This window comes from Marinobacter sp. B-12 (genome assembly GCF_056857915.1).
Genome location: NZ_JBSXOB010000015.1, coordinates 1 through 25143, shown reverse-complemented (window position 1 = coordinate 25143; position 25143 = coordinate 1). Strand labels below are relative to the sequence as shown.

General features: G+C 51.6%; 19 protein-coding genes. 8 read left to right on the top strand and 11 right to left on the bottom strand.

The annotated features are described in order from the left end of the window. Positions 1 to 78: 78 nt before the first annotated feature. The 4 genes from AC13D2_RS00700 to AC13D2_RS00685 all read left to right on the top strand — a co-directional run bounded on the left by AC13D2_RS00700 (position 79) and on the right by AC13D2_RS00685 (position 3718). Entirely contained in the window at positions 79 to 2004 is a 1926-nt protein-coding gene (locus tag AC13D2_RS00700) for a hypothetical protein (RefSeq protein WP_482938066.1), read from the top strand. Then, positions 1997 to 2524, top strand: coding sequence for a GIY-YIG nuclease family protein (locus AC13D2_RS00695; protein ID WP_482938065.1), 528 nt, complete (start codon positions 1997 to 1999; stop codon positions 2522 to 2524). Before AC13D2_RS00700 ends, AC13D2_RS00695 begins: the two co-directional genes overlap by 8 nt. 184 nt (positions 2525 to 2708) lie before the next feature. Next, the gene (locus AC13D2_RS00690; RefSeq protein WP_482938064.1) at positions 2709 to 3263 is read left to right on the top strand and encodes a hypothetical protein; all 555 of its coding nucleotides are present in this window, start codon (positions 2709 to 2711) and stop codon (positions 3261 to 3263) included. A gap of 224 nt (positions 3264 to 3487) precedes the next feature. After that, the gene (locus tag AC13D2_RS00685; RefSeq protein ID WP_482938063.1) at positions 3488 to 3718 is read left to right on the top strand and encodes an AlpA family phage regulatory protein; all 231 of its coding nucleotides are present in this window, start codon (positions 3488 to 3490) and stop codon (positions 3716 to 3718) included. A gap of 193 nt (positions 3719 to 3911) precedes the next feature. On the opposite strand, the gene AC13D2_RS00680 is transcribed toward AC13D2_RS00685, so the two are convergent. Together AC13D2_RS00680 and AC13D2_RS00675 are read right to left on the bottom strand one after the other, a co-directional pair. After that, complete coding sequence (locus AC13D2_RS00680) at positions 3912 to 6758, bottom strand: BPTD_3080 family restriction endonuclease (RefSeq protein ID WP_482938062.1); 2847 nt, start codon at positions 6756 to 6758, stop codon at positions 3912 to 3914. 10 nt (positions 6759 to 6768) lie between these two features. Continuing rightward, positions 6769 to 10203, bottom strand: coding sequence for a site-specific DNA-methyltransferase (locus AC13D2_RS00675; protein WP_482938061.1), 3435 nt, complete (start codon positions 10201 to 10203; stop codon positions 6769 to 6771). Positions 10204 to 10615: 412 nt separating this feature from the next. On the opposite strand from AC13D2_RS00675, the gene AC13D2_RS00670 reads away from it, so the two are divergent. Both AC13D2_RS00670 and AC13D2_RS00665 read left to right on the top strand, forming a co-directional pair. Further along, a complete protein-coding gene (locus AC13D2_RS00670) occupies positions 10616 to 11239 on the top strand; it encodes a DUF6088 family protein (protein ID WP_482938060.1) in 624 nt (207 codons plus the stop codon). After that, entirely contained in the window at positions 11236 to 12306 is a 1071-nt protein-coding gene (locus AC13D2_RS00665; protein WP_482938059.1) for a nucleotidyl transferase AbiEii/AbiGii toxin family protein, read from the top strand. Before AC13D2_RS00670 ends, AC13D2_RS00665 begins: the two co-directional genes overlap by 4 nt. Before the next feature lie 64 nt (positions 12307 to 12370). Here AC13D2_RS00665 and AC13D2_RS00660 read toward each other — a convergent pair whose 3' ends face one another. From AC13D2_RS00660 to AC13D2_RS00625, 8 genes are all read right to left on the bottom strand, one after another. Then, positions 12371 to 13174: an LEM-3-like GIY-YIG domain-containing protein gene (locus AC13D2_RS00660; protein ID WP_482938058.1), complete on the bottom strand. Its 804-nt coding sequence runs from the start codon at positions 13172 to 13174 to the stop codon at positions 12371 to 12373. Positions 13175 to 13309: 135 nt separating this feature from the next. Next, positions 13310 to 15250, bottom strand: coding sequence for a DUF3732 domain-containing protein (locus AC13D2_RS00655; RefSeq protein ID WP_482938057.1), 1941 nt, complete (start codon positions 15248 to 15250; stop codon positions 13310 to 13312). Beyond that, positions 15247 to 15729, bottom strand: a complete 483-nt coding sequence (locus tag AC13D2_RS00650; RefSeq protein WP_482938056.1) for a hypothetical protein — start codon at positions 15727 to 15729, stop codon at positions 15247 to 15249. Before AC13D2_RS00650 ends, AC13D2_RS00655 begins: the two co-directional genes overlap by 4 nt. Then, positions 15730 to 16845 (bottom strand): ABC-three component system protein, encoded by a 1116-nt coding sequence (locus AC13D2_RS00645; RefSeq protein ID WP_482938055.1) that lies wholly within the window; start codon positions 16843 to 16845, stop codon positions 15730 to 15732. It abuts the gene before it with no gap. 306 nt (positions 16846 to 17151) lie between these two features. Beyond that, positions 17152 to 18042, bottom strand: coding sequence for a recombination directionality factor (locus AC13D2_RS00640; protein WP_482938054.1), 891 nt, complete (start codon positions 18040 to 18042; stop codon positions 17152 to 17154). A 64-nt stretch (positions 18043 to 18106) separates the two neighbouring features. Further along, entirely contained in the window at positions 18107 to 19108 is a 1002-nt protein-coding gene (locus AC13D2_RS00635) for a YqaJ viral recombinase family nuclease (RefSeq protein WP_482938053.1), read from the bottom strand. Positions 19109 to 19194: 86 nt separating this feature from the next. Next, positions 19195 to 20157: a DUF932 domain-containing protein gene (locus tag AC13D2_RS00630; RefSeq protein WP_482938052.1), complete on the bottom strand. Its 963-nt coding sequence runs from the start codon at positions 20155 to 20157 to the stop codon at positions 19195 to 19197. A gap of 31 nt (positions 20158 to 20188) precedes the next feature. Next, complete coding sequence (locus tag AC13D2_RS00625) at positions 20189 to 20539, bottom strand: hypothetical protein (RefSeq protein ID WP_482938051.1); 351 nt, start codon at positions 20537 to 20539, stop codon at positions 20189 to 20191. Between the two features lie 189 nt (positions 20540 to 20728). Between AC13D2_RS00625 and AC13D2_RS00620 the strand changes: the two genes are divergently transcribed. Together AC13D2_RS00620 and AC13D2_RS00615 are read left to right on the top strand one after the other, a co-directional pair. After that, positions 20729 to 22678 (top strand): ATP-dependent nuclease, encoded by a 1950-nt coding sequence (locus tag AC13D2_RS00620; RefSeq protein ID WP_482938050.1) that lies wholly within the window; start codon positions 20729 to 20731, stop codon positions 22676 to 22678. Positions 22679 to 22694: 16 nt separating this feature from the next. After that, positions 22695 to 24569, top strand: coding sequence for a UvrD-helicase domain-containing protein (locus tag AC13D2_RS00615; RefSeq protein WP_482938049.1), 1875 nt, complete (start codon positions 22695 to 22697; stop codon positions 24567 to 24569). A 206-nt stretch (positions 24570 to 24775) separates the two neighbouring features. On the opposite strand, the gene AC13D2_RS00610 is transcribed toward AC13D2_RS00615, so the two are convergent. Next, positions 24776 to 25030: a hypothetical protein gene (locus AC13D2_RS00610; RefSeq protein ID WP_482938048.1), complete on the bottom strand. Its 255-nt coding sequence runs from the start codon at positions 25028 to 25030 to the stop codon at positions 24776 to 24778. Positions 25031 to 25143 lie beyond the last annotated feature (113 nt).

Genomic DNA, 25143 nt, shown 5'->3' with positions numbered 1-25143 from the left:
AAGGACAAGAAAATGGCGGGTATCGCACCGATCTCAGCCAGCAGCCAGGATCTATTAACCAACACTTAAACGCCAAGGGTGGGTCAGTTTTCAACCGGCGATATTGCCAATAAGTGGGTCACTTTTAAACCGGCGTTGACAGATGACATCCTATCCTCACTTGGCGTAGATGAAATCGCTCAGTTGCAGGCCCGGCATAACTTCACAGTGTGGTCAGAGGTCAATAATTTCCTGGAACGCAATATATGGGTTTCTCATTCAAACCCTAAACACGTTATATGGCTGATGGCGACGCACGTGTATGCCCCCGGTCTTGGCAGACATCTAGCTTTCTGGGACTCAGAGCAGAAAACAGATCCCGGAATGCCCGGGGGGCGATTCTGGTATCTTCCAGCGGTAATGGAAGAAAATGATGAAGCGCTGACAATGCCAGTGACTCAGGTACTGGATTGGCTACTCGACTTGCTCTCGGGATCGATTGATGAGCTTGCGCAAGCCCTCGCCAACTCCAGCATGATTGGTGGTCGAGAAAAAGACACGGTTGCTGATGCAAGATCCATACGAAAAACCTTAGGTAACTGGCACACGGGCGCAAGGACGCCCGGAATCAACAAAATCCTCGAGTTCTTCCCTAACAGGCTCAACCTGAAGTTCAAAGGAACCTATGAGTGGGACGAAAACAACAGCCTTGACGAAAACTTCGAAAGGGCTCGAGCGTTCGTCAAACTGAAGGGCCTCAACGAACATGCGCTTAGTGTTGAAACCCCTATTCCTGAGGAAATGGCAAAAAATCTCCTCGAGAACGACCAGCTCAGTGCCGAAGAAAAAGACTACTTTTGTCACCACGTATCCCTGCGGTATCACCCGCCAACGATTCGAACGATTCGAAAGCGTCTTCTTTACGCCAGAGCCTTCCAAGCCACCTACTTCATGCTTGCAGAGGCTATAGGCGTACCTGACGAAGCCAAGAGACTGCCAAACCCTTCAATCAATCAGGCGATGCAGGTGGTCTCTCTCTTTCAGGTGGCTTACAACACCACAATTGATACTTGCAAGCGGACGGATGACGAAGCGACAGAACGCCAGTTGTTCAGGGAAACGCTCGATGAGCGCTATCCATTGGAAGCCCGAACAACTTTACTGTCCGTCACCCCGCTTGATGGCAACCTGAACTTTCTCTCGAACCAGTTGAACAAGAGATTGATGGAGCTGGGCAACACCGACCCTATTCAAGATGAGTTACCGCTCGCTTGCTCTAAAGAGCAGTTCATGGCGCTCTACAAGCGAAAAGCTGAACTTCTACGAGCATGTCAGATCGAGTATGAGGAAAGCGACTGGTTAAATACTGCACCGACAGATGTCGACCTCTATCAACGGATCGATGCTACTCAGAACTGGGCCGCTCTGAACAGCGTGGTGTGCTCTGGCACAATTTCATTACCTGTGAGAAGGGCTGCCGCATGGCGGATGTTGGATCTAGCAAACACTGATCTTGAACAAGCCTATGGACTCGTGAGTTTGCTCTCGCAACTACTGAATGACCCCGATAAACGGAATAGACCTACCGATGCCAGGGAGCTAGCAGACACTCTCTTTAATCGACTCAAGCAGTTCCCGACGGCTGACCACCTCAGACCTCTAATACTCCAGCTTGAAGCGAAGCATGATTTGGCAAATAACAGACTGGAGGAATCGAAGAATAAGTTCGACCAGGCCCTAAGAAACCTCCGCAGGCAAGGTTTTGGCACTATTCGCGGAGAAGTCGCGAGAGATGCCCTAGCAGTCTTCGCTTGCGGGCACCATCCCGGGTTCAACCAGGGAGCATGCGACCAATACAGATTGTCGATTATTTACTATGGCGGTCTGGAGGAGCCCGTGATGTACCTTCCTTCAACGGAAGAAATGGTCAAGAAGGTATGGAAGTATTTCTGGGAAAACCTATACCAAACCTATGAGGGCGTCCCACGACTTCAACCAATAGGGAGGCCAACTCCCGATGCATAATCCCAGTCAAATCAGAACCATCGACAAAATTTGTGCAGGGAGGAAAATCGACCTGCCGCAGGATGCTGGCATCTATGCGTTTTGGTGGCTTGGAAATCGGGAACAGCTTTTAAGATCGAATAGATCCGTTGTTCTGAAAGGCCCCGGGGGTAACCTGGTGAAAGTAAGATACGAAGACTGGTGGCCTCGGGACCTGGAGTTTCCATGCCTTTACGTTGGCAAAACGACCAACATTCACAGGCGGTTCTCTTTGCACCTTAAACGAGGATCACAGGGCAGGCTCCATAAGACCGAACCAGAAAACCGTAAAGCGCGCCCGAACACCACATCTTGCCAACTGCGCTGGGGCATTGAGCATATATTTCCAAATGAGAAGGAGCCACTGAACCTCATCGGATCATCGGTCGGTTTTTCGTATCGCACTGACTTCGAGGACAATGCAATTGCAGAGCGCTTCTTCGAGGAAGATCGTCTAATTGGCGCTTGGCGACCGTGGTTCAATATTGATTCGGAACGTTGAATCCGAACAAAAGAACCACCGAACGTATGAACCATATAAACGTTCATGGGCGCAGGTGAACCCCAAACCTGCCATCGAGCAAGACTTGGAGTGGCCCGCTTCCGTGAATTGACTATCGAGCCTGATACAGCTAAATGCTCTACTGGCCAGAAACACTGAAGCTTGAGACAAGAAACACTGAAGCTTGAGACAAAAAGACAGATACACGGACGAAATGGAAACGAAATTGATTGAAGCATCGATTGGAACTATCGGAACTTTCACGACGGCCGTAATCGGGATTTGCGCTCTCGGTCTCACTATCTACCAAGCCGTCCTGGCGCGGAAGCACAACCGACTCTCCGTCCGGCCTCACCTAACCAGATTCACTAACCTGAGCACTCAACCGGGCAAAGGGGTCCTGTCAGTCGACCTGATCAACAAAGGGATTGGCCCTGCCTTTATCAGCGCATTTGAGGTTTATCTTGACGGCAATCCAATAACTGACGTTAAAGAAACGGTAAACAAAATGCTATCTACACGCCAGTATCACCAGCAAATAACATTGCTCACCGACGACTATGCTCTCTCGGCAGGTGAGTCGAAATCATTACTCACAATAGCAGTTGTCCTAAATGACGGTGAAAGCCTCGACCAGATCGAGAACGAGCTTGGCCGGCTGGACCTTCGGGTGGATTATGAATCTGCCTACAAGGAATCCTACCGACTGGACACCCGCGAAGGACAATACCCAAGCTAGGCAAAGCCGCTTAACCACCGGTCTTGAGGGCTCATGAGCTCGCAGAAGCACTCAAATAGCCAGGACCACTTTGGACATCGTTGAACGCGCGACGACGAGCGGACGATTCTTGTGCAAGGGGGGGCTAATCCCCACCGTCAGATTCTCTGGGCGTTTACCAGCATCTCATCATTTCTTACATGCCCCCCACATCCTCTGAACACAACAAGTCAGGACTATAGATAATGCGCATACTTAAAATAGACGACGTCATGAAGAAAACTACGCTGTCTTATAAAGACATCATCAACAATTCCAGTGCCGGCAAGTTCCCTAGTCCGGTTCCCCTGTTTGATGACAAAGAAGGTTGGGTAGAGTCTGAGGTGGATGCATGGATCAAAGATGCGATTGAAAACCGTGACATAGACGACGGTCGTCGCACCATTTGGAGCTATGACAGTTACGATACAGACTGAGCATAGGGAGTGTTCATCCCGAAAACAGGCCTCGACAATCAAAGAGTGTTACTACCACAGCTGTGGTAGTAACCTTTCTGGAGTGATGCAATCGGTGGGCGAGCATATCTCTGCCGCCCACCTGAAGGTCGCTCAGCTAAACCAGCCGCCTATTACCGAACAATAATGCCATTCACTCTCTCATTCACGGATATCAAGCAGAAACAGGCTGCTTGGAATGCAGTGCAATCACATCCCTCACCAAGCTCGGATCAAACACCGTATCAAAGCACCAAGAGCCGAAGCCCCCTTGCTCGTTCACCGCTTTAACCCAGACATCCATTGCTGCGCGCTTAGCTCGATTCTGCTCTGAATCCTGCCCTTTTACTTCCAACACCAGGGTCTGACCATTCTTTAACCGAATGAGATAATCCGGTACGAAGTTGCGGGAAGAGCCATTCCACAGGTACCGGACTTTGAAGCCCAAATGATCGTTCTTCGCCCATGAATGGACTGCATCGTCCTTTTCACAGACATCCGCCACAAGTTTTTCCCAGGTGCTGTCGTAAACAACATGGCTGATCTGGGAGCGCTCTGCCTGCCTGCATGGCTTGGTGGTTAGCCAAGGTCGCATCTGAGAAGTCGCACCGATTGGCTGATGCTCATCGAACAAAGCTTCCAGGCGTTCAACGTTCTGTTTGCTTACAAACCGATTCACATGGGTGACTACGTTATCCATATTTAGCGCGAACAAAAGTCGGCGACGAACCGGGTCCTGGTGCCATAGGCTTGGGATATCTAACTTCTCGGACTCCAGGAACTGTTCAACGATACGGATTAACTGTACTGCCAGGTACTGCTTATCCCCCTCAAATCCGGCGCTGCTACTGACAAAAAGCTTTTTTGCTGCACGGAAAGTCAGGTGCTGCAACCTGAAGCCCTCTACAGCCTTCTCCAGATCGATCTGAGACGCTTGTGCAAGATTAGGGATACCGGTCAGGGCAGGTGCGATTTCCGCATTCAGTGGCGTTTGAGCCGGGTCCAGCGTCAGAGGCTCAACCGCCTCCCAATCCATTCTCAACTCTGGCTTGAGAACGGTCTGAACCCTATCAATATTGGGCCAGCGGATTTCGAAGTGGTTTCTGCCAGGCTGGACTTCTACCCGCACACTGGGTTTGGGTGGAGGCGGTGTCTCGCCGCCCTCGCCCACTTCCTGGAAGATCGAAAGCGGAACACCGAATACATTCACATATTCAGGAATGAACTTGCCATTCTCATCCATATCGTGGGCTACCCGCCGCAACCCTCGGCCAATAACCTGTTCACATAGAAGCTGGCTGCTAAACGCTCTCAAGCCCATGATGTGAGTTACGTTGGCCGCGTCCCATCCCTCGGACAGCATGGCTACCGAAATCACGTTCTCAAGATTCTGACCGGGCTTTCCTCGTTTGCCGACTGTATCTACCAGAGCCCGGAGCTGCTCCTCTTGCTTCAATGAAAGCAGTTCTTCCTTCTTATCGGCCGGGAGCATGGATGCATTGATGATCTCCTCCATTCTCACCGCATAATCTTTGTCCTTCGTGATGCTTTCCCCTCGCTCGGCTTTTTCCAAAACCCTCGAATCAACACGCAAGGTGGCCAGCGGATTCTGGGTTCCGGAAATCAGGCAGTCGCCGCTGTTGAAGAAATGCTCGATACGGGACGCGGTTTCGGTCCGGTTGCAAACGGTAAGCAGCACGGGTGGAATCGTGTGGCCTTCCGCCTCCCAGCTTTTTGCCGTCTCTTGCCAATCATAGGCAAGGATCGCATAGGCCTTCTGAACCAGATCCGGTAAAGGGTCGGTAGGCTGAGCTTTACGGGCAAGATCCTGCTTTACGGACTCGTCCCGGTACAGATGGTAAAGCTTGCTGGCGTATGTCTTCGCATCCGGTAGCGCGTCATCTCGCACGACAATTCGAGGTGTCTTGACCAAACCCGCTTCAATGGCGTCATTGAGGCCAAAATCCGAGATAATCCACTCAAATAGCCCTTTCTCCGTGTTTTTCTTGCCCGTAGGTGAGAAAGGAGTCGCGGTTACGTCAAAGCATCGGCGAATTCGACGGGTCTTATGAATACGATCCAGCCCCTCAATCCAACGGGTCGCCTCCTCCAGATCGATCCCCATTTCCTCCGCCTCTTTCTTGCTGACTTTCACCTCAGCCTTTTGGCGGTATGCGTGGTGGGCTTCATCGTTAATAACCAAGATGTCTTTGTAAGAAGCTAGCTTGCCAAGCACCCGTCGGGTAAACGCCTCATCGCTCTCCTTACCCTTTTTCACGACAGAGCGTACCTGCTCTTTGAGAGGCATCAGGCTGTGCCAGTTTTCGATGACCAGAACCACCTGGTTCAGCTTCTGGCGCATTGCCTCGTTCGGGCACAACACGAATTCATCGTAAACGTTACTCTCGTTGCCAGGGTTGAGCACCTGCAGCCGGCTTTTTACGGTAAGGCCTGGAGCGACCACAAAAACAGCCTTTGAATAGCGTTTATCCTTCGGATAGGTGACGGCATTCAGGGTCTGCCAAGTAATGATCAAGGCCATCAACGAGGTTTTGCCGGAGCCTGTCGCCATTTTGTTGCAAATGCGCTCCCAGGGACCGCCATCGCCTTGCAGAAAGATCCCTTGGCGATAATCCTCTGGAGCTTCCAGCCACCAGATCAGAGATTCAATGGCTTCAAGTTGGCAAAAATAGAACGGAAAAGGTCGTGGGCCACCATTCCAGCGCTTTGAGTCAGAGTCCCACTCACCCCTTGAGTACCAGTGGCTAAGCAGTTCGCGGGAAACACTCGTCACCCCTGGCCAGCCAGCCTCCCGCCACGCATCGACACGCTGACGGATTCGGTTGACCGTTTCCAGCTCCTCAACTCGGCGCGTATTATTCCGGGAATCGTAAAGCTCGTAGGCGGCAGGTCTACGACCACTCACTACACCGGCAACACGTCCATTATCATCCTGTGACCAGAACTGATCAGGCTTGTCATACGGCGAATTGATCACCAGGGAATTCGGTTTATCAGCCATGCCTCCCTCCTCAATTCAGCCTGATGACTTTCAATGACTCGATACCCCGGTCATCCACGATCTTAACCGCTATGCAGCGATTGTCGCCTGGCTCGAAAGGAATTGACTTGGTGCCATGGAATTTATCCATGAGATCTTCATTGAGCTCAGCTCGAATATCCTTCTTCAGTCGGTACCATCCGTCTTTCTTGCCTGCCATGGGGAAGAATACCTGGCGAGCGTACAATGATCGGTTATCGTAATCGGTATCAAGCTGCCACATGGCTATGTTCTTCTTGCCGCCAGATTTCAGCTCTCCTGTCTTGGTATCGAAATAGTCAAATCCATGCACCTCGACCTGGAGTTTTCCTGCCTTCAGCTCATGCACCTCAACGTCTGGCTGCCCCATCAGCCAGAACGACTGATTGCTGGCTCGACCTTTTTTGAGATCGTCGGTGAGCAGGTCCGTGTTCATATGTACTTTTAGCGCCTGGACACCCTTTATGTTATCAATATCTTTTGCTGCTTCAGGATCGAAATTGAAGGCACAGAAAACGAGCATTTTAGGAAGAGGAAAGAGATCGCTAGCCTCCCTCATAGCAATTTCTACCTGGCGTTGCTCAAGTGCTGCGTGCTCAGGGCCAAAGCTGACTGCCACACGGTCCCCACTTTCCGCTACAGTGCCAATAGCGTGAATGTAATGGGCACCTGGGAGTATCTCGAGGTCCTGAAGCTTGATTTGTTGCCCGCCTTTTCCCCGGATTCCTGACTTTAATAACTCTGCTCGCCACTGGCCTTGGCGAGAAGTAACTCCAGATCGAGCAACCGCCGTGTCAGCTTCATCTGGTTGTTCAAGCTCATTGATACCAAGAACCGTCGCAAATGGAACGGCTTCGACCGTGAAAGGACCAGTGATTCTCAATTTGGACTTACTTATTACCGGCTGATCTGTCAGAACTTCTTGTCCCGCATGAGCACTAATACTTGCATCAACTTTTTCCTGCATTGTTCTGCGAACCGCATGAAAGTGTTCAAATACAGAGCGTGCTTTTTCAGGCCAATCTTCTGGGAATTCAATTGGAACTTCCCACTCCAAAAGTTGATTAGTCTTCGCGTTTACCCCTGACGGGAGAGTTTCAGTGTCAGGTTCAGTAGTGGTGAAATCGAGAGTCCTCCCTCTGCGATAGCCTTTAGTTATTGTGAACGATCCTTCTACCGAAATAGCTCCATTCAAAGAGTCCAGAGCCTCTTGGAGCCTTGGCTGAAACTTTCTATGGATCTCATCCACCTCAGGGTTGTTTGCGATTGCCTTCAGCGTGATATGCGGAACTGACTTATAGATAAATCCGCCCTTGAGGCCCTCCTGCGGATACTTCAATTCGTAGTACTCGAAACTTGCCGTCATGAGACGTTGTTTCGCAAGCGCAACAGCCACTCGGGATGTATCACATGTAATCCAGCGCCGCCCCCATTTCTCTGCAACAAAGGCTGTTGTTCCTGAACCACAAGTGGGATCTAATACAAGATCCCCAGGATCGGTCGTCATGTGCAAACAGCGCTCTATGATTTTCTGGTTTGACTGGACGACGTAAATTTTGTCCATACCACTACCTGACTGAGTGTCGCTCCAGAAATTTGTCAGAGGAATTGCAGGGAAATCGCCCAGCTTTCGCACATAGGCGATGTTATTCCCCTGCCTAGCGAGCCTGCCGCTTTTTACCAATCGCTGCATACCAGAGGCGGTGGCCGTCCATCCTCTATTGGCAGTCGGAAAATACTCCTCACCATTAAGCACAACTGGGAAATGCATTGCCGATCCCTCACCAGAGGGACGCCCCTCACGTTGACTAGTCGCCAACTGAAATCGAAAAACTGATTCGTCACTAGGAACTTGAGACGCTCCAGACCTTTCCTCTGGAGCAAGCGTTCGTACTTTGCCCGAAGAGGATAGTGCCATGGTGTATGCGTCGGACCCTTCTTCACCGAGAGATCTCTCGCGATACAGCGTCCGATACCTCAAATTTGGTTTATCACGCGCATACCACACCAAAAAATCCGTTGTCCCAGGCAAGTACTGAGAGGTCTGTCCAGCGGTTTTTTTAAAGGTAATGACAGCCACGAAATTATCAGAGCCCAATATCTCATCCATCAGTTCTCTGACGTGATGGAGATTTTCATCACCGATCTGAACGAACACACTTCCACTAGCAGTTAATAGCTCTTTTGAGAGAAGCAGCCGGTCTCTCAAGTAACTCAGGTAAGAGTGTATCCCCAACTCCCAGGTATCTCGGAAAGCTTTGATCATCTCCGGCTCTTGGGTAAGGTCCTCGTCTTTGCGATCCTTTACATCTCTTTTGTTAGTGAATGGCTGAAAGTTTGAGCCGTACTTGATTCCGTATGGCGGATCAATGTAAATCATCTGAACCTGACCAGCCATGCCCTCTTTTTGGAGTAACGAGTTCATAACGAGCAGTGAATCACCCGCTATCATCCGGTTGGCCCAGTCGCGCTCATGCTTGTAGAAATCTATGGCATCCCTGAGCGGCAGATTTTCGAAAGGTGCATGAAAAAGATCGGGCTGCAAAGCTGGGGACGATTTACCCTTAGCATCCTTGATCCTTTTCTGAACAGTGGCAAGAATGGTCGCCGGGTCGACACGCTCGTGCACATGTAGCGATACAGTATCCACCTCGAAACTGGTCCGCTCCGCCTTGCCGGTCCAGTTCAAATAAGGTGCCTGCATCCGTTTGAGCTCAGTAAGATCATCCCGCTCGCGCTCCAGAAATTCTTTGTCAGCCACCCTCTTCCTAAGATTCGATACAACTTCCCGAACGGCTTGCTCGTTATCAGCAGCCAAGGCATGGTCCAACCAAGTCAGCAAATCATCTTTCGCCTGTTTTGCTTCCACCTCTCTGGCTTGCAGGGCATCTTCAATCAGGTCTTCAACACGGGATCTAGCTGGATCGAACTGCAACTCTGGCGAGAGGTGAGGGTCGTATTGCCAGGTTGTTTTCTGCTCGACGCCGTCTGAGTGAGTATCGACCATTCCCACGTGTGGATTGTTCTTCCGCTTTTCATCGTACCGATAGGACAGCACCTGGCTGTGCTCACCTCTTTTCTTACCGGGTTGGCGATTAGTTTGAGGCCGAGCAGATTTCTGCTTCTCGCCAAAGGCCAGATCTTCCTGGGACGGAGCTACCTGCGCCTGCAACTCAAATCCAGCAGGAGCTGGCTGCTCAGCGGCGCTTGCCTGGTTAAAATACGTTGCACCTCCACGGCCACGCCCCTTGCCGACGACCCCCTCCGTCAACAGGCTCTGTCTAGCTGCGTCAAATTCCTCATCAGAGATTTCCAACTGATGCTGAGTGCGTAACTGCTCTTTGAGGCTGAGATTTCCGACAGTAGAGCCATCTTTTGGTAACAAAGACAGCAGCAGGGATTTGATCTGCTCGATGTTGGTGCTCATGGGATGCTCGCTACGAATTTAGTGGTTCCGTCCTGCCCCTAGCCCTCGCGGAAAGGCACGGGCTTGGCAAGCAGCTACTGACGGAGAGTGCCGCAATGCTGCCAGCCGGTTTTAGACCGAGTATTGCGGGTAAAAGTAGCAGAAAGAGCCCTCCGTATCAGGTGTTTAACCCATTTAGTCAGAGAGCAGCTATTTTAAAAGCTGCTCCCACGACCAAACTGAGGGCCTAACAGGCAAATTAAGACGGTTGAGATAGAACATTAAGTGAACAATCAGAAGAACCCTTACTCAACTCGAGCCTTTCTTTTTTCACCACAGTAAATTATATGGTCCTGACATTGGGGTACTTGCGCCTCCCATCAATAAAGGGCTAGACTAAATCCACTATGTTATCGCTATGTCAGGTTAAGCCATGTCTACGTCAGAAAAAATAACCCGTCGATTGCGGCACATGAGGCGGGGCGTCCCGTTTTCCATTAGTCAGTTCCATGAGCTGGGCTCGAGTGCGTCTGTGCAAAAAACACTAAGCAGGCTCGCTCAAGAAGGCGTCGTCGAGCGCGTAGCCAAAGGTATGTATGTTCGCCCAAAGCCCCTGGCTAGCATGCCATCCATCAAAATCACGGCTAGCGCAGAACAGATCGCTAAAAAATGGGCACAAGAGCATGGTTACACGCTGGTGAGGCAAGGTGTTGAGTCCGCTTATCGACTCGGCCTGCAAACACAGGCCCCGGTCAAAACGGTGTTTTGGAGTAACGGGGCCAGCAGAACGTTTTCAGTTGGCAACGAAGTTGTTGAGGTGCGGCACGTCGCGGAGTCAAAGCTACGATGGAAATCACGCCCGGAAGGTGAATTACTGCGAAGCTTAACCGTCACCCCAGCCAATTCCGTTAAGCTCAGCGGACTGAAAAAGGCCATTTCCAGGCTGAAGCTTTCCGAGTCAGAAAGCCGAACGGCTATCAGAAAGCTCAAGTCGACACATCTGCCTGAAGGGTGGCACGCCAAATTAGAGCAGTTCGAAAAGGAAATGATGGCTTGACGGACATTTTCGATCTTTATCGCGATCCCAAAAAGCATGACGAGCTGAAATCTATCCTGGCCCTTGGCGCCCAAAAGCATCCCGCTGGCCTGGCCCAGAATTTCCTTGAGAAGGATATCTGGGTAGCGGAAGTCCTTCGTCTACTCTACAACGAGAACCTGCTTGGCGCTTACTCAACCGCCTTCAAGGGCGGTACCGCCCTGAGCAAGTGCTGGAGAGCCATTGAACGCTTCTCGGAAGACATTGACCTCTCCATTCACTGGAGTGATCTTGCCGGTGAACCTGATGAGATCGCAGCGTGGGAGCAATCCACTCAGAGCAACAGCCAGAAAAAGAAATTCCGCGACCGACAGACGAAGCTGCTAACCGAATGGTCTGCAAACCTGGTTGATCGTCTCAACGAAAGACTGGCCGAGTATGACATTGAGGGGCTACGGGCGGAGTTGGAACCTGACTCGAAAGGGGAAAAGGTAAACGTTCATTTTCCGAGACTGAGCAGCTATGACAGCAACTACCAGCTCGACTACATCCTGCTGGAATTCGGTGGCCGAAACCGGGGCCGACCAACAGTAAGCCATAATGTCGGATGCTATCTTGCAGAACTGGAAGAGCTTCAGGCCATCGCGTTTCCTCAAGCAACGGTTGCCGCATATCACCCAGGGTATGTTCTTTGGGAAAAGCTTACCGCACTGCACCAATTTTCGACTCAGGAGAAAGACCCGGACCCTCATCGACTGGCGCGGCACTGGTACGACGTGGACCGCCTCCTTCAGCAAGATGATTTCATTGGCCCCCTCGAGGCCATGGACGCAATGGCCGACGTAGTGGCTATGAAGAGCCAGCGGTGGGCGCAAAAAGGCGTGAGTTTTGAGGCGGTGCTAGAGGGTAAAATGGTTCTCGTACCGGAAGATGATCGACTTGAACAGATTGCAGCCGATCACACGGCGGCAATTGAAGGCAGGATGTTTTTTGGCGTCCCGGACGACTTCGGGACCATCATCTCTAGGCTTCGGGAAGCTCAGGATAAGATAAATGCCGGAATTACTCCTGAGAACCCACACGAATAAAGCCGAGCCAAGTTACAAATGTAGATTGCCGTGCCGAACCCTGAGCCGACCGCAAACGTTGCGTTTAAATCAACAGCTCCTGGAAATCCACTGAGAACTCCTCTTCCAAACAGGCAACGGTCAGAGGCTGCGCATCCAATGAAGCCCGAACCAGCTGCGACGTAAAGAGTCCGCTTCGCGCCTTCCAGTAGGCGTCAGACCGTTTTCTTATCGAAATCCAATCAACCAGACACGCATATTCCGACTTGTCCGGATCATCACTGTTTTCAGCAATCTGGGGACACTTCAACTCCTGCTGCAGGAGGGGCCTGCCGTCAACATAGACCTCTCGAACTGGCTTTGCCTTCTGTGTTATCCGGCCGATTCCCACAAAACCATGCCTCTTCAGATAAGCAGCGAAAATGTCTCCCTTCTCGAAACCCAGCATTGCGTCACGAAACCGAGAAGCCTGCCCTCCGGAAATGAAGCCGAATCTCAAATAGTCATCCCAATTCCGATGAGTTCCCTCGCCGACATTGTAGTAATAGAGCCCGTTCTGGAAATCAAACCCGGACAGCTTTTTGTGTAAGGCATCGTGTGGCCGGAAGTTACTGGCGTAGTGCCCGGAGGAAATATTGGTGAGATGCTTTCCCAGTTTCCATAAAAGCGTTTTTTCAACCAGAAGCGCGTCGTGCTCAGACAGATTTCGAGCGATAACGCGAACAATCGGCTCCAGCCCCTCTTTCCTAATAGCTTTTATTCGTCTCGACTTCTCCGTATCGGAGGTCTCACCTAGGTGCGCGTTTTTCCGGGAACCCTTACCCTTTCCGTAGTAAAACTCTTCGAAATTCCGGGGATCGATATAGACATAAACGTAATAATGGCCCATAAGACTCACTGGATTTGATGTGATGATACACCGCCGATTGTGGAGTACCTGCAGAGACGAAGGACCCCTACAATTTGTAGGTTAACCGTGCCAGCAGGAAAAATTACTCAGGCCAACTCAATGAATATTTGCCGGCTAACCAATCCAGTGCTCCGGCACTAACTTCTCACCATGTCGCCACTCGTAGCGAGTCATCTCCTCAAACCACTTATCTCCGAATTTGGCATGATCCATCACGATAATTTGGGAGAATGCCCCCTGGGAGGTCATTTCATCAAGTAGACGATATATTTCCCTGACTCGATTTTTGTCCTCTTCATCCTCAGGAGCCAGCTCTCCCTCCTTATCCGTTGTTCTCAGCTCTTCTGGAAACCAAGCCTGACTCGGTTGATCGAGTATGAGAGTCCGTGGTACCGGGCACGCAAACCGCTCTAAGTGATCGTGTATGGCCAATATTCCTGCCAAGTGATAGCAGACCCAATTAGCCCCACTGCCTATTTCGGCTAGACTAGTCATCTCATCACTGTCCGGATCTATCTGGACCCTGATGGATAGATCCTCTACCGATATAGATGCGTTGCCTTTCTTGAACTCGACCTCCATCCGGCGCGCGAGCTCAGTCATTGTCTGGTCAATCGTTTTCTGTGCTTTTTGGCGGCGAGGCGTAACTGAGTTGAGTTTCAACTGGAGAGCATCTATCTGCTCTATCAGCGAGTCAACGTCCTCCTCTTCATCATCGATGCCACCAACATCTACGGTGCGAATGTACTCGGATATCCGGCCAAGCAACCGTTCGATTTCTCGGTCCGCTTTGAGGTACTTAGCATTTTTCGAGATCGTTATCATTGCTTCCCGAAGCCTGCTCCGCGTCTGTTCGTGCCTCTCCTCTAGCTGAACGAGCTCATCTTCCAATCGCGCCCGGGTTTTACGAGCTTTTGAGTCAACTCGTAGGGGAACCGCACGAATACCTGTCAAAGAAGAGAAGGTCATCCCTAACTGATCGCGGTGCTTTTCAGGGTTAAAATATCCAGACTCGCAGACCGGACAGACTCCATTCTCGGCGGGAGTTGGGAGAAGCTCTGAGACACTCAGCCTACTAAGCTGCCGAGAAACAACATCTTGATGAACTGCAGTACGACGCTCAAAATCACGCAAACTTCTAACTCGCTGTCGGGCCTCTTGTACTGCATCGCGAGATTCAAACTCATCAGCTTCCAACTCGCTGATATCCGGTGTTGCTGTCGCGACATTGAAACGCCGATTTTCATCAACCTCAACATTTCGCAAGATCTTTAAGAGTTCCGAAACTGATTGCGGATGCTCACCATCAAGCAAGCCAATACCTTGGGCCTCGAGCCACAGTTTGTGGCCGCGAGTAAAAGTGTTGGCTCTCAGCCTCTCTCGCTCCTTGCGCTTCATCCTCAGCGAGGACAAAGTGGACTTGAGCTTTCGCAAACGTACTCGGGCCTCAAGTATTTCGGCGTCCTCAATACCAAGCAGAAATGGCAATGCATCTAGCATATGCCTTCGATGCTCTTCTCTGTCTAGGCCAGGAACACTCACATGACGGTTAGCGATCACGTCTTGAGGTTGAAAAAGAAGCGGAGCGGCATGCCTAATGTTCGCTTCCGCAAGAACCTCCTCCCAGGGCTGCTTAGGGTTTGACAATACGGCCGCCCCGGAGATCCCTGTAAACGAAGAGAGTATGTCTCGAATCTGCCCCCGATTCGCCACCATTTTCGGAGGCTCGTTTGGGAATTCAAGATCCGCCCCCAGTTGATACCACCCCTGTGTGGACACCTTGCTCCCAGGAGCTGGCAAAGGGCGAACAATCAGAAGCTCTCCCTCAGGGCCGGCCAGATGAACGCCCACATAGGAGACAGCTTGACGAATGATACCTTTGGGAATGGGACAGGACCGACTCATCAGGAGGTAGTTTAAAATATCCAAAACCGCCGACTTGCCAGTTTGACTATTACCGGTGATTACATTCACACCATGAAGGCTGAAGGTTAGTTGCCTACGGTCCGCTCCCCCTCGCTGGTACAGAACCAGACTCTTAATTCTCCAGGTCATTCGACAAACTCCAGTCCTAGTGCGCTGGCAATGCGCAAATCATCTTGCTCTCCTCCCAGTGTTCCACCAACGGCGCGGGCGACGCGGCGAACAAAAGCAGAGCGACTGTCAGCCTTTGGAGAATCAACTTTTCCCCTAGCGATTAGCCGACCTTCCTGAAAACCCACAATTCCAGCTATTTCGCCGTGGGCACAGGCACTCCAAAAGGTGTCTCTCCACGCAATGATGGTCTGCTTCGAATATCCTCGCCAGCTCCCAGCGCCTTCACCTCTGAGCCAGCCCGTGAGCGATTGTTTCTTCAAGGGCAAAGACATCAGAGTGCTTTCGGTCGAGATCAGTCCAAGCCCTAACATTGCCCACGGTATTAGTATTCCCTCGCCAGGGGATCGAGCACGGTCATGGCTTTCAGCTAACCAGTACAAAATAACTGCCGATGACATAGGCTCTTGGTGAATGTCTGTATCAACGAACTGCCGCACTTATTCCTCCTCACCGTAGCTGGGATTCCATTTCAGCACTAATGCGTTGCTCATCTCGTGATAACTTCCTTGCGTGAACGGAAGCGGAGGTTCAGTACGCCCCAGTTTCGGTTGATACTTCATGCAGGTCGCATGGATTTCACGACCAACTTCTTTTGCATTCTCGGGACCAGAAATTGGCAGGTGTTCCTCGTGCAGGGTCTGACAATATTCTTCCAGGCCTCTATCGTGGCGCTTAAGATCCTGAACTTCGTGAGGAGCGCCGTCCATGAACTGTTGGCGACGGGCACGCGCTTCAAACCAATTATTCAAGGCGCGCGCAATCGTACTTGGCTGGTCTCGGTCAATTGCAGCTAATTGCGGAATCAGATGCTGATGGTGATCTACCTGAAGGCTTTGGATTTCTTCATCGGTGTAATCGAGCTCCGGAAATTCGTACACTCCTGGCTCAGCATTGCGCGCATATGCTTCCATCAAGTCCGAGTTCATCTCCTTTACGGTAACTTCGAAGCCGCCGGAATCGAGAGACTCCATTAAGCGACTCATAAATGCGCCAACCACAGCCTGACGCACTTGTGACACGATTACGGGAGTGACTCCCCGCTCCATTAGGGCCTCTTCCAGTAAATCATTGCTGGCTGCTAGCCGACTTTGAGCGCCGGCGATCTCAATACGAGTGAGCATTTCACGCTTGGAATTTTCCAAATTATTCCAGCGAACGTAGACGCCTTTGTTCGCGAGTTGCTTATTCGGCTCTTTAACCGCCCGCTCATTCATTTTTTCGAGTAATGAATCCCATGGAGCAAGCCCTGTCGGTCGGTAACATGATGCAAGTAAAGAGCTCGGCTTGAGATCACTCGTTGTCACCAGCCGAAGCTTCGCTTTCTCAGGAGCGGGTCCTCGAATCCAAGCGTCTACTGCTTGCCACCAAACTTGGCTGTCTTCACTAAGGACATTGTGGTGTTCACTATGCTTCAACTGCTCACACGCGAGGATAGCACCCTCCATAGTCGCGACTGACAAGTCATCTTCAACCTCGATCTTAATGACTACGTCATTTGGAGCTGTCAAGGCGCGGCGGCATGCTTCGGCCGCCTGCCAGAGATACCCTGCCATTTGGCCTCCAGCGCTCGTTGTTGTCATAGCCTCTCCATTTCCATCCACCGACACCTAAAATGACAGCAACCTCGCCGAGGCTACAAAATCGCACCAAATAATCAGTAGCTTAGACTACCGAAGTGCTGCGTACCACACGACCTCTCTCGACCTTCACGACCATGCGTATCAGGGTAATTCCAGAATAGACCCTAATCTGACTACTTCAGCGCTACGCTCAAAATGGCCTCATCTGCACACAACGACAAAAAAATAGCGCCTCACAGAAAGCATTGGCGAGCGGCCTGCCCGGCCACTCGCCAAAACCTACACAGTGGCTGACTTGCCAGAGCTCAGGTCCTCTCTAAGCTTCGACATGACTATCGAGTCCACTGGCCTCCCACGAGCTGTCAGACTGGGATAGAACTCTTCCATTACTTCAGCCACCTCATCCTCCTCATATTCAAATAGCGCATTACCAAATCCCTTCGCCGCAGCCGCATCCAGCGCAACCTGGTCAACGCCTCCGTCCTCCATCTGCTTGGCCTTTTCCCTCGCATCGGCGACCGCCTCCTGCAATGACACACCCTCCTCTATTACCAGATCCACATAGTAGATCGGCGTCCGATGACTCTGTGCTGTGCTCTTCCCTCTCAGCTTCAATTCCAACGGCATGTACGCCAGCAGACCACCAGAGACGGCCTGGTAGTAGCTCAGCCTGGCTGCAAGGGTCCGGATGCTGTTGTAACCAGTCGTCCGGAAGATAAAGGTGCCAAGATCATCATCGTCACCGACCTTGACGTTCAGGCGGCCGTAGGGCTTGCACAGACCACCTTTACCGAACTCACAGAGCGTCGGCCCCGGGCATGGCAACGACTGCACTCCTGACTGCGTCAAACGCTTACAGGTGTCGCCATTGCCTACACACATAGGCCGCCCGCTTTTGCGGTCGAACATGGTGTATTCAGCCCGCAGGTTGAGGTCCGCTTCGTTGAACAACATGCGAACCGGGATCGTCCGTAATTTTCCGTTTGTAGCTTCTTTTCTTAACTCCGCGTCTAACGGATGCAAGACCCACCCGGTGTCCTTCTCCTGGATCTGGGAGGTGATGGTGAATTGGTCGTCTTTCTGCGGTAGCCGGATGCCATTCTTTTCTACGATCCGGCCGATGCTGATACGCCCCAACACGGGAGGCGTGATGGCTAAACCTTTAATCATGATGACTCTCCTTCGAAAAAGGACCACGAGACACTATTCACACCTGCGTGGCCAATGGGGTTTTTTATGCTTGGATGAGGAATCGCCGACTTCCCGGCTTTGTGAGTGGGTACTGCTCCAGAAGCTCTGGCTGATCCTTTAGCAGCTGTTTAACGTTGAGCCCAACGTAATCCTTGCTGCGCTTCCAGCTCACGCTGCCACTTGGGAAGGTTGCCTTTGAGGCTTCGCCCATCTGGCTCTCGATTCGCTGTTTCAGGTGGGATTCTGTCGAACTGAGGGCTTCCATTTCCTTGCGGACGGCCAGCAGCTCGTCGAAGGCATCAGACAGCTCCTTGCTTTGGCTGAAGTCCAGGGTCTCCCCTCTGTCCACTGGGTAAAGATGACGCAAGGCACGTTCAGCAGAATCGGTTCCATCGACCGGTGGCGGTGTATCCGTTTCCACGAAGTCCCAGAACTGGCGCTCCAGCACATACAGTGCCTCGATGAGCTCCTCATTCCGTTCGATGCGGTAGATCTTCAACTCCTGGCCACACAGCAAAACACACACATCTGCCGACTGTTTGCCGGTGACAGCAAGCTGGTGCTGAACCTGGCACTGAATGTAATCGGGCACGCCCTCTTTCCAAAGTCGTGACCCAAACTCCCCTGCCGTCTTGCACTCCAGGATCTGCACGTCGTCATCAGCCACCACGGAGTAATCCAGGTTGGCCAACATCCAGTGCTTTTCGGGATCAGGGTGTTGTAGGACCGCATTCACCCTTCGCACCTTTCGGCCCGTTTGCTGGCTGTACTGTTCGGCGACAATCGGTTCCAGGATATGGCCCCAATAGACCGGCGAAGTGGGATCGTCAGAATCCGGTTTTGGTAAGCCAGCATCTCTGCCGGTTTTGGCCATCCAAAGCTCCAGTTGGGACTGATAAGGGTTCATGCCCACGGCTGCAGCCGCATCACTACTGCCAATGCCCTGCTTACGTACCTTCAACCATTCATCCCGGCTGAGGCCCTTGGTGGAGACCAGTCGCAAGGCCGGTCGCTGTTTCTGAATTGTGTTTGCTCTCATGCCCATGGTGTTTTCCTCCAGAGATAAAAAAACCCACCAGAGCATCAGGCTCCGGTGGGCTTTATGGCGGTTTTGAGATTTTTGGGGTTGGCTCAGGCCACAAGTGACATGGCCTGCTCTAATGCACGGTTCTTCAAGGTTGCACCGGTGCCAAACCAGGCTGAATCCAGTCGATGGTCCACAGTTTTGGCACGGCGCTGATGATCGATGAATTCCGTCACCGCATTGAGCAGCCCGTAGGCTGTGCCGTCAGACGAAGCTAACGTGGCCCCCATGCCCTCGCCTTCATAGAGGGACAGCGCTTTGGCCATGGATCGCTCGTTGGTTTTACCGACACCACTTCCGGAATCATCGGTAAATACCTTCAGGAAGTAGTTCCTGGCCTCTGTGGTTTTCACCTTTCGCTCACTCAGGGTCTTCAGGCTATACATGAAGTGGTCCCAAGCTGAGACCGAGATTCCTAGCTGTTTCTTAACCAGGTCGGCGTCGAAGGCGGTGTTGTGCTTCACCTTCACGGCGTTGGCAGTAGCGCCCTTCAAGGCAACGGCGAGAGTGTTATTGCACACCACTCGAATACTGGTGAACTGAGCAGTCGTTGCCATCGTGCCGTCACAGGCGGTTGCCAGCAGCACGTAAGCGTTGGTCTGGTCGTTGCCCTTGAGCATTCCGGTTTGGCCGGTACGGGCGAGTGCCCACATTTTCCGGCCACCTTTCAGAACACCTGCAGTTTCCAGCTCAAAACCGGAGACTTCGGTCAGGTCCCGATAGAACTCCAGGATCTCCTCAGGCTGAACCACTTTGAAGCGGTTGCCGACCACCGATAGCGGTGCTCTTGTATCCGAGCGATAAAGCACTTTGGAATCCGGGTAGGACAGGATCTCGCCCAGGGTGCCGCCAGAATTAGTGACATAGCGGACCGGGCTTTCCTGGATCTGCCAGTCCAGGCCGGCTTGCTTTGCCCAGACTTCCAGGGGCTGATTCGAGGTGAGTTCGTTCCCCAGGCCATGCCACGGGGTTTGGCCAACATAGGCCATTTGCTCGATGAGATGAGCCATGGTTGTTCTCCTTTGAAATGCGCGAGGGGAATTAACGGATGTCGTCTGGGGAGTCAGGGTCGACACTGAAGGAATAGCCGCAATCAAGGCAGCGGTAGTTGTCGAGCACACGCTCATCGAGAACGTCGCCCAGGATTACACCAGCGGAAGCACCAGTTGCGCCGCCAAGCAACGCACCGATAACAGCACCGCCAATACCACCGACAGTCGCGCCTATCGGACCGCCGACGATTCCCAGGGCGGCACCGGCCTTAGCACCAGCTGTTGCGGCGGCAAAACCGCCATAGGTACCGGCAGACGCACCGACCACGCCAGCGGTTTTCTTGCCGTAATTGTTCATACCGATCCGGATGGACAGGCAGTTGGGGCATTTTTCAGACATTGGAATTACCTCTGTGAATTGGGAGGGGAGGCACAGTCAGTGCCCTAGCTCACAGAGGTGATATATGTGTCAGATTTATTTGAATAAGTTCTGCCCTGACATACAGAAAGATTTCAGCCAATATGAACAGACATTTCCGGAGTTAATTGCGCGCTGCAGCTCGATGATACGAGCCACCTAGGGAGTTTTATGTTTATAGAGAGCATCAGCCTTACCAGCTTTCGGTGCTTCGGCCCGGTTTCACAACGTATTGATTTGGACCCAGGCCTGACCGCGCTAGTGGGATTCAATGGTTCGGGAAAAACAGCATTAATGCAGGCGCTCCAACGGCTATTCGGCATCACCGGAGATCAAAGAAGACTTCGCCGTCAAGATTTTCATATTCCGAGCGACGAAAGCATATCTCCAAGCGAACGAAACCTTGCCATTGAAGCCGTTATAGCATTTCCAGAGCTGTCGTCTGACGAAGTTAGCGCACGCTCTGTTCCTGAATTCTTCCATCAGATGGCTGCTGATCAACACGGAAACCTGAAATGCAGAATCCGCTTAGAAGCAACATGGATAGATGATGGCTCTCTCGACGGAGCCATCGAGCAAAGGTATTTTGCTGTCAAAAAGTTTGGAGAATTCGAAGACGCGGACTGCATGGACGTAAAAGCTGCAGACCGAAGCCGAATCCAACTGATCTATGTACCGGCTTCAAGAGACGGGGCATCCCAAGTGACCGCATTTCTGCGAGGTCGGCTTTGGCGGGCAATTAACTGGTCAGATGGTGTAAGAAGTACATTTGCTGAAGCGGGTTCGACTCTCAATGCCGCATTCACGGGAGAGACGGCTGTAGATACTGTGGCAAATGCTGTGAAACGGCGATGGCAAGAGGTCCATACTGCCGGCACCGACACCACACCGATATTTCGGCCTATCGATCTGCGATTCCAAGAATTCATACGTAAAGTAGAGGTCGTCTTCCATCCGGATGAAGCGGGTCGAGAGCGAGCACTTGATGATCTAAGTGATGGCCAGCGCTCACTTTTTCATCTAGCAATGACGGCATCAACCCTTGATGTCGAGGCCAGCATTTCAAACGATTCCACTAACGCGGGATTCCAGCCTGGCGGCATACCCCTTCCTGCGCTCACTTTGATAGCCGTCGAAGAGCCCGAAAACAATCTCGCACCGTTCTATCTATCACGGATAGTCGGGCAAATCGTAAATTTAACCGGCGGTAATCATGCACAAGCAGTCCTATCAAGCCACTCTGCAAGCATTCTTGCGCGAGTCGATCCCTCCCAAGTAAGACATTTCCGGCTAAAATCACCTGATAGAACAGCGCAAGTTAAGGCAATAACATTGCCGGAAAACCAGGAGGACGCCTCGAAATTCGTACGTGAGGCCGTTCGCAGTTACCCCGAATTATATTTTGCCCGCTTCGTAGTTCTTGGAGAGGGAGCCTCTGAAGAAATCGTCATCCCGAGGGTCAGCCAAGCAATGGGGTGCGACATTGACCGCTCAGTAGTGTCAGTGGTTCCATTGGGCGGGAGGCACGTAAACCACCTCTGGCGCCTTCTTGCCGGCCTGGAAATCCCCTATGCCACGCTCCTTGATCTTGACCGGGGGAGAGAAGGCGGGGGTTGGGGTCGAATCAAAACCGCATGCTCTCAGCTGATGGAAATCGGGGTCACTCCGCAACAGATTTTTCAATCTCCATCACCTAATGGGCCCTCTCATGATCTCGCAACGTTCGATGCGCGATCGGATGACGATTTAGCAGGACTGAATCAATGGTTAGGCTTTTTAAGAAGGCACAGCGTGTTCTTTTGTGACCCTCTTGACCTTGACTATTCGATGCTCCGCTCACTCCCCATGCATTATCAGGTTGTTGAGGATGGACGAAACGGCCCGTCTTCCCAAGGGGACCCACGGACCGCTGTCCTAGGAGAAGGGGGAAACGGGAACCTTTATAGCGCAGACCACGATCAGTCCTTGCGTTGGTACCGCTACCTCTTCCTGGGGAGGGGAAAGCCCAGCACACATGTTCGTGTATTGAGCAGCATTCCCACCGAGCAACTGTCAGCGCAAGCGCCTGAGGAGCTGAAGGCTCTCATCGCAACAGTGGCTAACAACCTAACACCCCAATAATCGAAGGTCGGCTCGAATGTTGCTCACCCAACCGCATCAATGGCACCCGCGAGGCATAGCAGACTTGGAACCAGCTGCGTGGCAGGCGCTAAAAAACGATAGCTCAACGTGCGTTTTTGCCGGGCCCGGTGCAGGCAAGACGGAATTTCTGGCTCAAAGGGCTGCCTACTTACTTGAGACAGGAATATGCCCTGCACCATATCGAATACTCGCAATTTCATTTAAAAGTGACGCAGCCTCGAATTTAGGAGAGCGTGTAAAAAAGCGGTGTCCGGAGGAATTATCGAACCGATTTTCCTCGGTGACCTTTGATGCCTTCACAAAAAGCCTAGTTGATCGCTTCCTTGCGGCCATACCGGCCGATTGGCGTCCGACAGAACGATATGACATTGAATTTCCACCACGCCGGAAGATCGAACAGTTCCTTGCGGGCTCCGCGGCTCAATGGCCAGGTGAGGTACCGGATTTCAGCCCAAATACCTTCGAGTCGCGTTGGGTCGGAGCTCATAGACTTCCCATTGCTCGTCATACACCTAAAACGGCCACCGAATTTATTATTCAGTGTTGGTGGGACGAACTTTTGCGGTCCTACCACTCCTCCAAGCTGACTTTTGTTGCGCTGAACCGTCTAGCAGAGCTCTTGTTGCGCGCGGTACCTCATGTAAGGCGTGCTTTGCAGCTAACGTACCCTTTTGTCTTTGTTGATGAATTCCAAGATACGACATATGCACAGTACGATTTTCTTCTTTCAGCATTCAGTGGTGGAGAAATCAGCGTCACCGCAGTGGGAGACAACAAACAGAGAATAATGACTTGGGCAGGCGCCAGAATTGATGCCTTTGAACAGTTCAGCCACGACTTCAATGCTACCAGCATTCCTTTGTTATTCAATTTTCGCTCTTCTCCAGAACTTGTTCAGATTCAACATGTTGTTGCCAAAGCTCTCGATCAAGGTGTTACCGAATCCAAGTCTCAATCAGTCAATAGAATAGATGGGGACGTCGCTCAGGTATGGTGCTCAACTCGAATCAGCGATGAGGTGGAGTACTTGGCCAGCTGGCTAGTCACCGATATGAGGGATAGAGGAAATACTCCTCGAAATTACGCCATCCTGGTAAAACAAAGGGCCGACATTTTCGAGAAAAACCTTGTTACCCCACTTATGAAACAAGGTCTACAGGTAAGGAACGAAAGCAAAGCAATAGGCAAAACGACGCTCCAAGATCTTTTATCCGACCATTTTTCCTGTACTGCAATCGCCTTGATGCGACTAGGGGCTTCACGCCAGGCACCAAGGGCATGGGAGCTATGCGTTAACGCGGTGAGGGAGCTCCGAGCTGTTCCTCCATCTGACGATGTTGCAGAAAGACGCATTGAATCTGAATTCGAATCTTTTTTAAAAGACCTTCGCGAAACAATGGAGGGCCTACCACCGACTGAGACCAACGCCCACCTGATATCGAATAAGATCGTTGACTTCTTGGGCCTGAAGGAATTTGCACGCTCTTACGTTCAGTACTCTACAGGGGATCTTCTGGAAATCATGGTAGAAGCCTTCTGCGAGTACCTTGCCGAATCTGCCAAAAACGCAATATCTTGGGAGGCGTGCGTAGATTTATTCGAAGGTGTTGACCAGATTCCTCTGATGACAGTACATAAGAGCAAGGGACTTGAGTACGACACAATTGTCTTTCTCGGGCTTGATGATCAAACATGGTGGTCACATACACCAGGAAACGCTGAAGGGCTTGCAACTTTCTTTGTAGCACTCTCTCGAGCCAAACAAAGAGCAATCTTTACCTTTTGCTCAGAGCGTGGTGGTCGGGTAAAGGTAGATGAGCTTTTCCAACTGCTGACCTCTGCTGGGGTACCGGAGATCGATCTAATATAGATCACATAACTAATTAGTAGCTAACTAATATTTCCGGATTCCGATACAAGCTGGTTCAGTAAAAAGCTCCTCATGAAGCAAAATTGTGGGTAACATTGCGGGTAACGGCAAAAAATTATTTAACAACTATAACTAAATCAAAATCCTATAGATGTTTTTATAGGGACGCCGTCTCCACCAACCAACCGCAAAAAAAGCCCCTGATTTCAGGGGCTTTTTTCGTTATCAGACTCCCGAACTTCCACAGGCTTGGTCGCATGCCCATCTTCAACCACAGGCTCCCCTGTCACTGACCGCACCAGCCGGCCCATATAGCGCAGCGTGAAGAAGTTTAGCGCACTCAGGGCAATGGCAATTTCAAGATGGTGGTAGGCTACCGCCACGCCGATGGCGCCGCAGTTCCAGATACTGGCGGCGGTGGCAGTGCCGATAATGTCACCGCCGGAGTAATACTGACCCACTAGCGCCGACTTAAAATTGACCCACCTGGGGCAAAATGGCCGCCTAATACCATGATCAGGGCGGCGGCCGATGTTGACTCAGGAGACACTTGTGGAAATTCATGTATTGCATC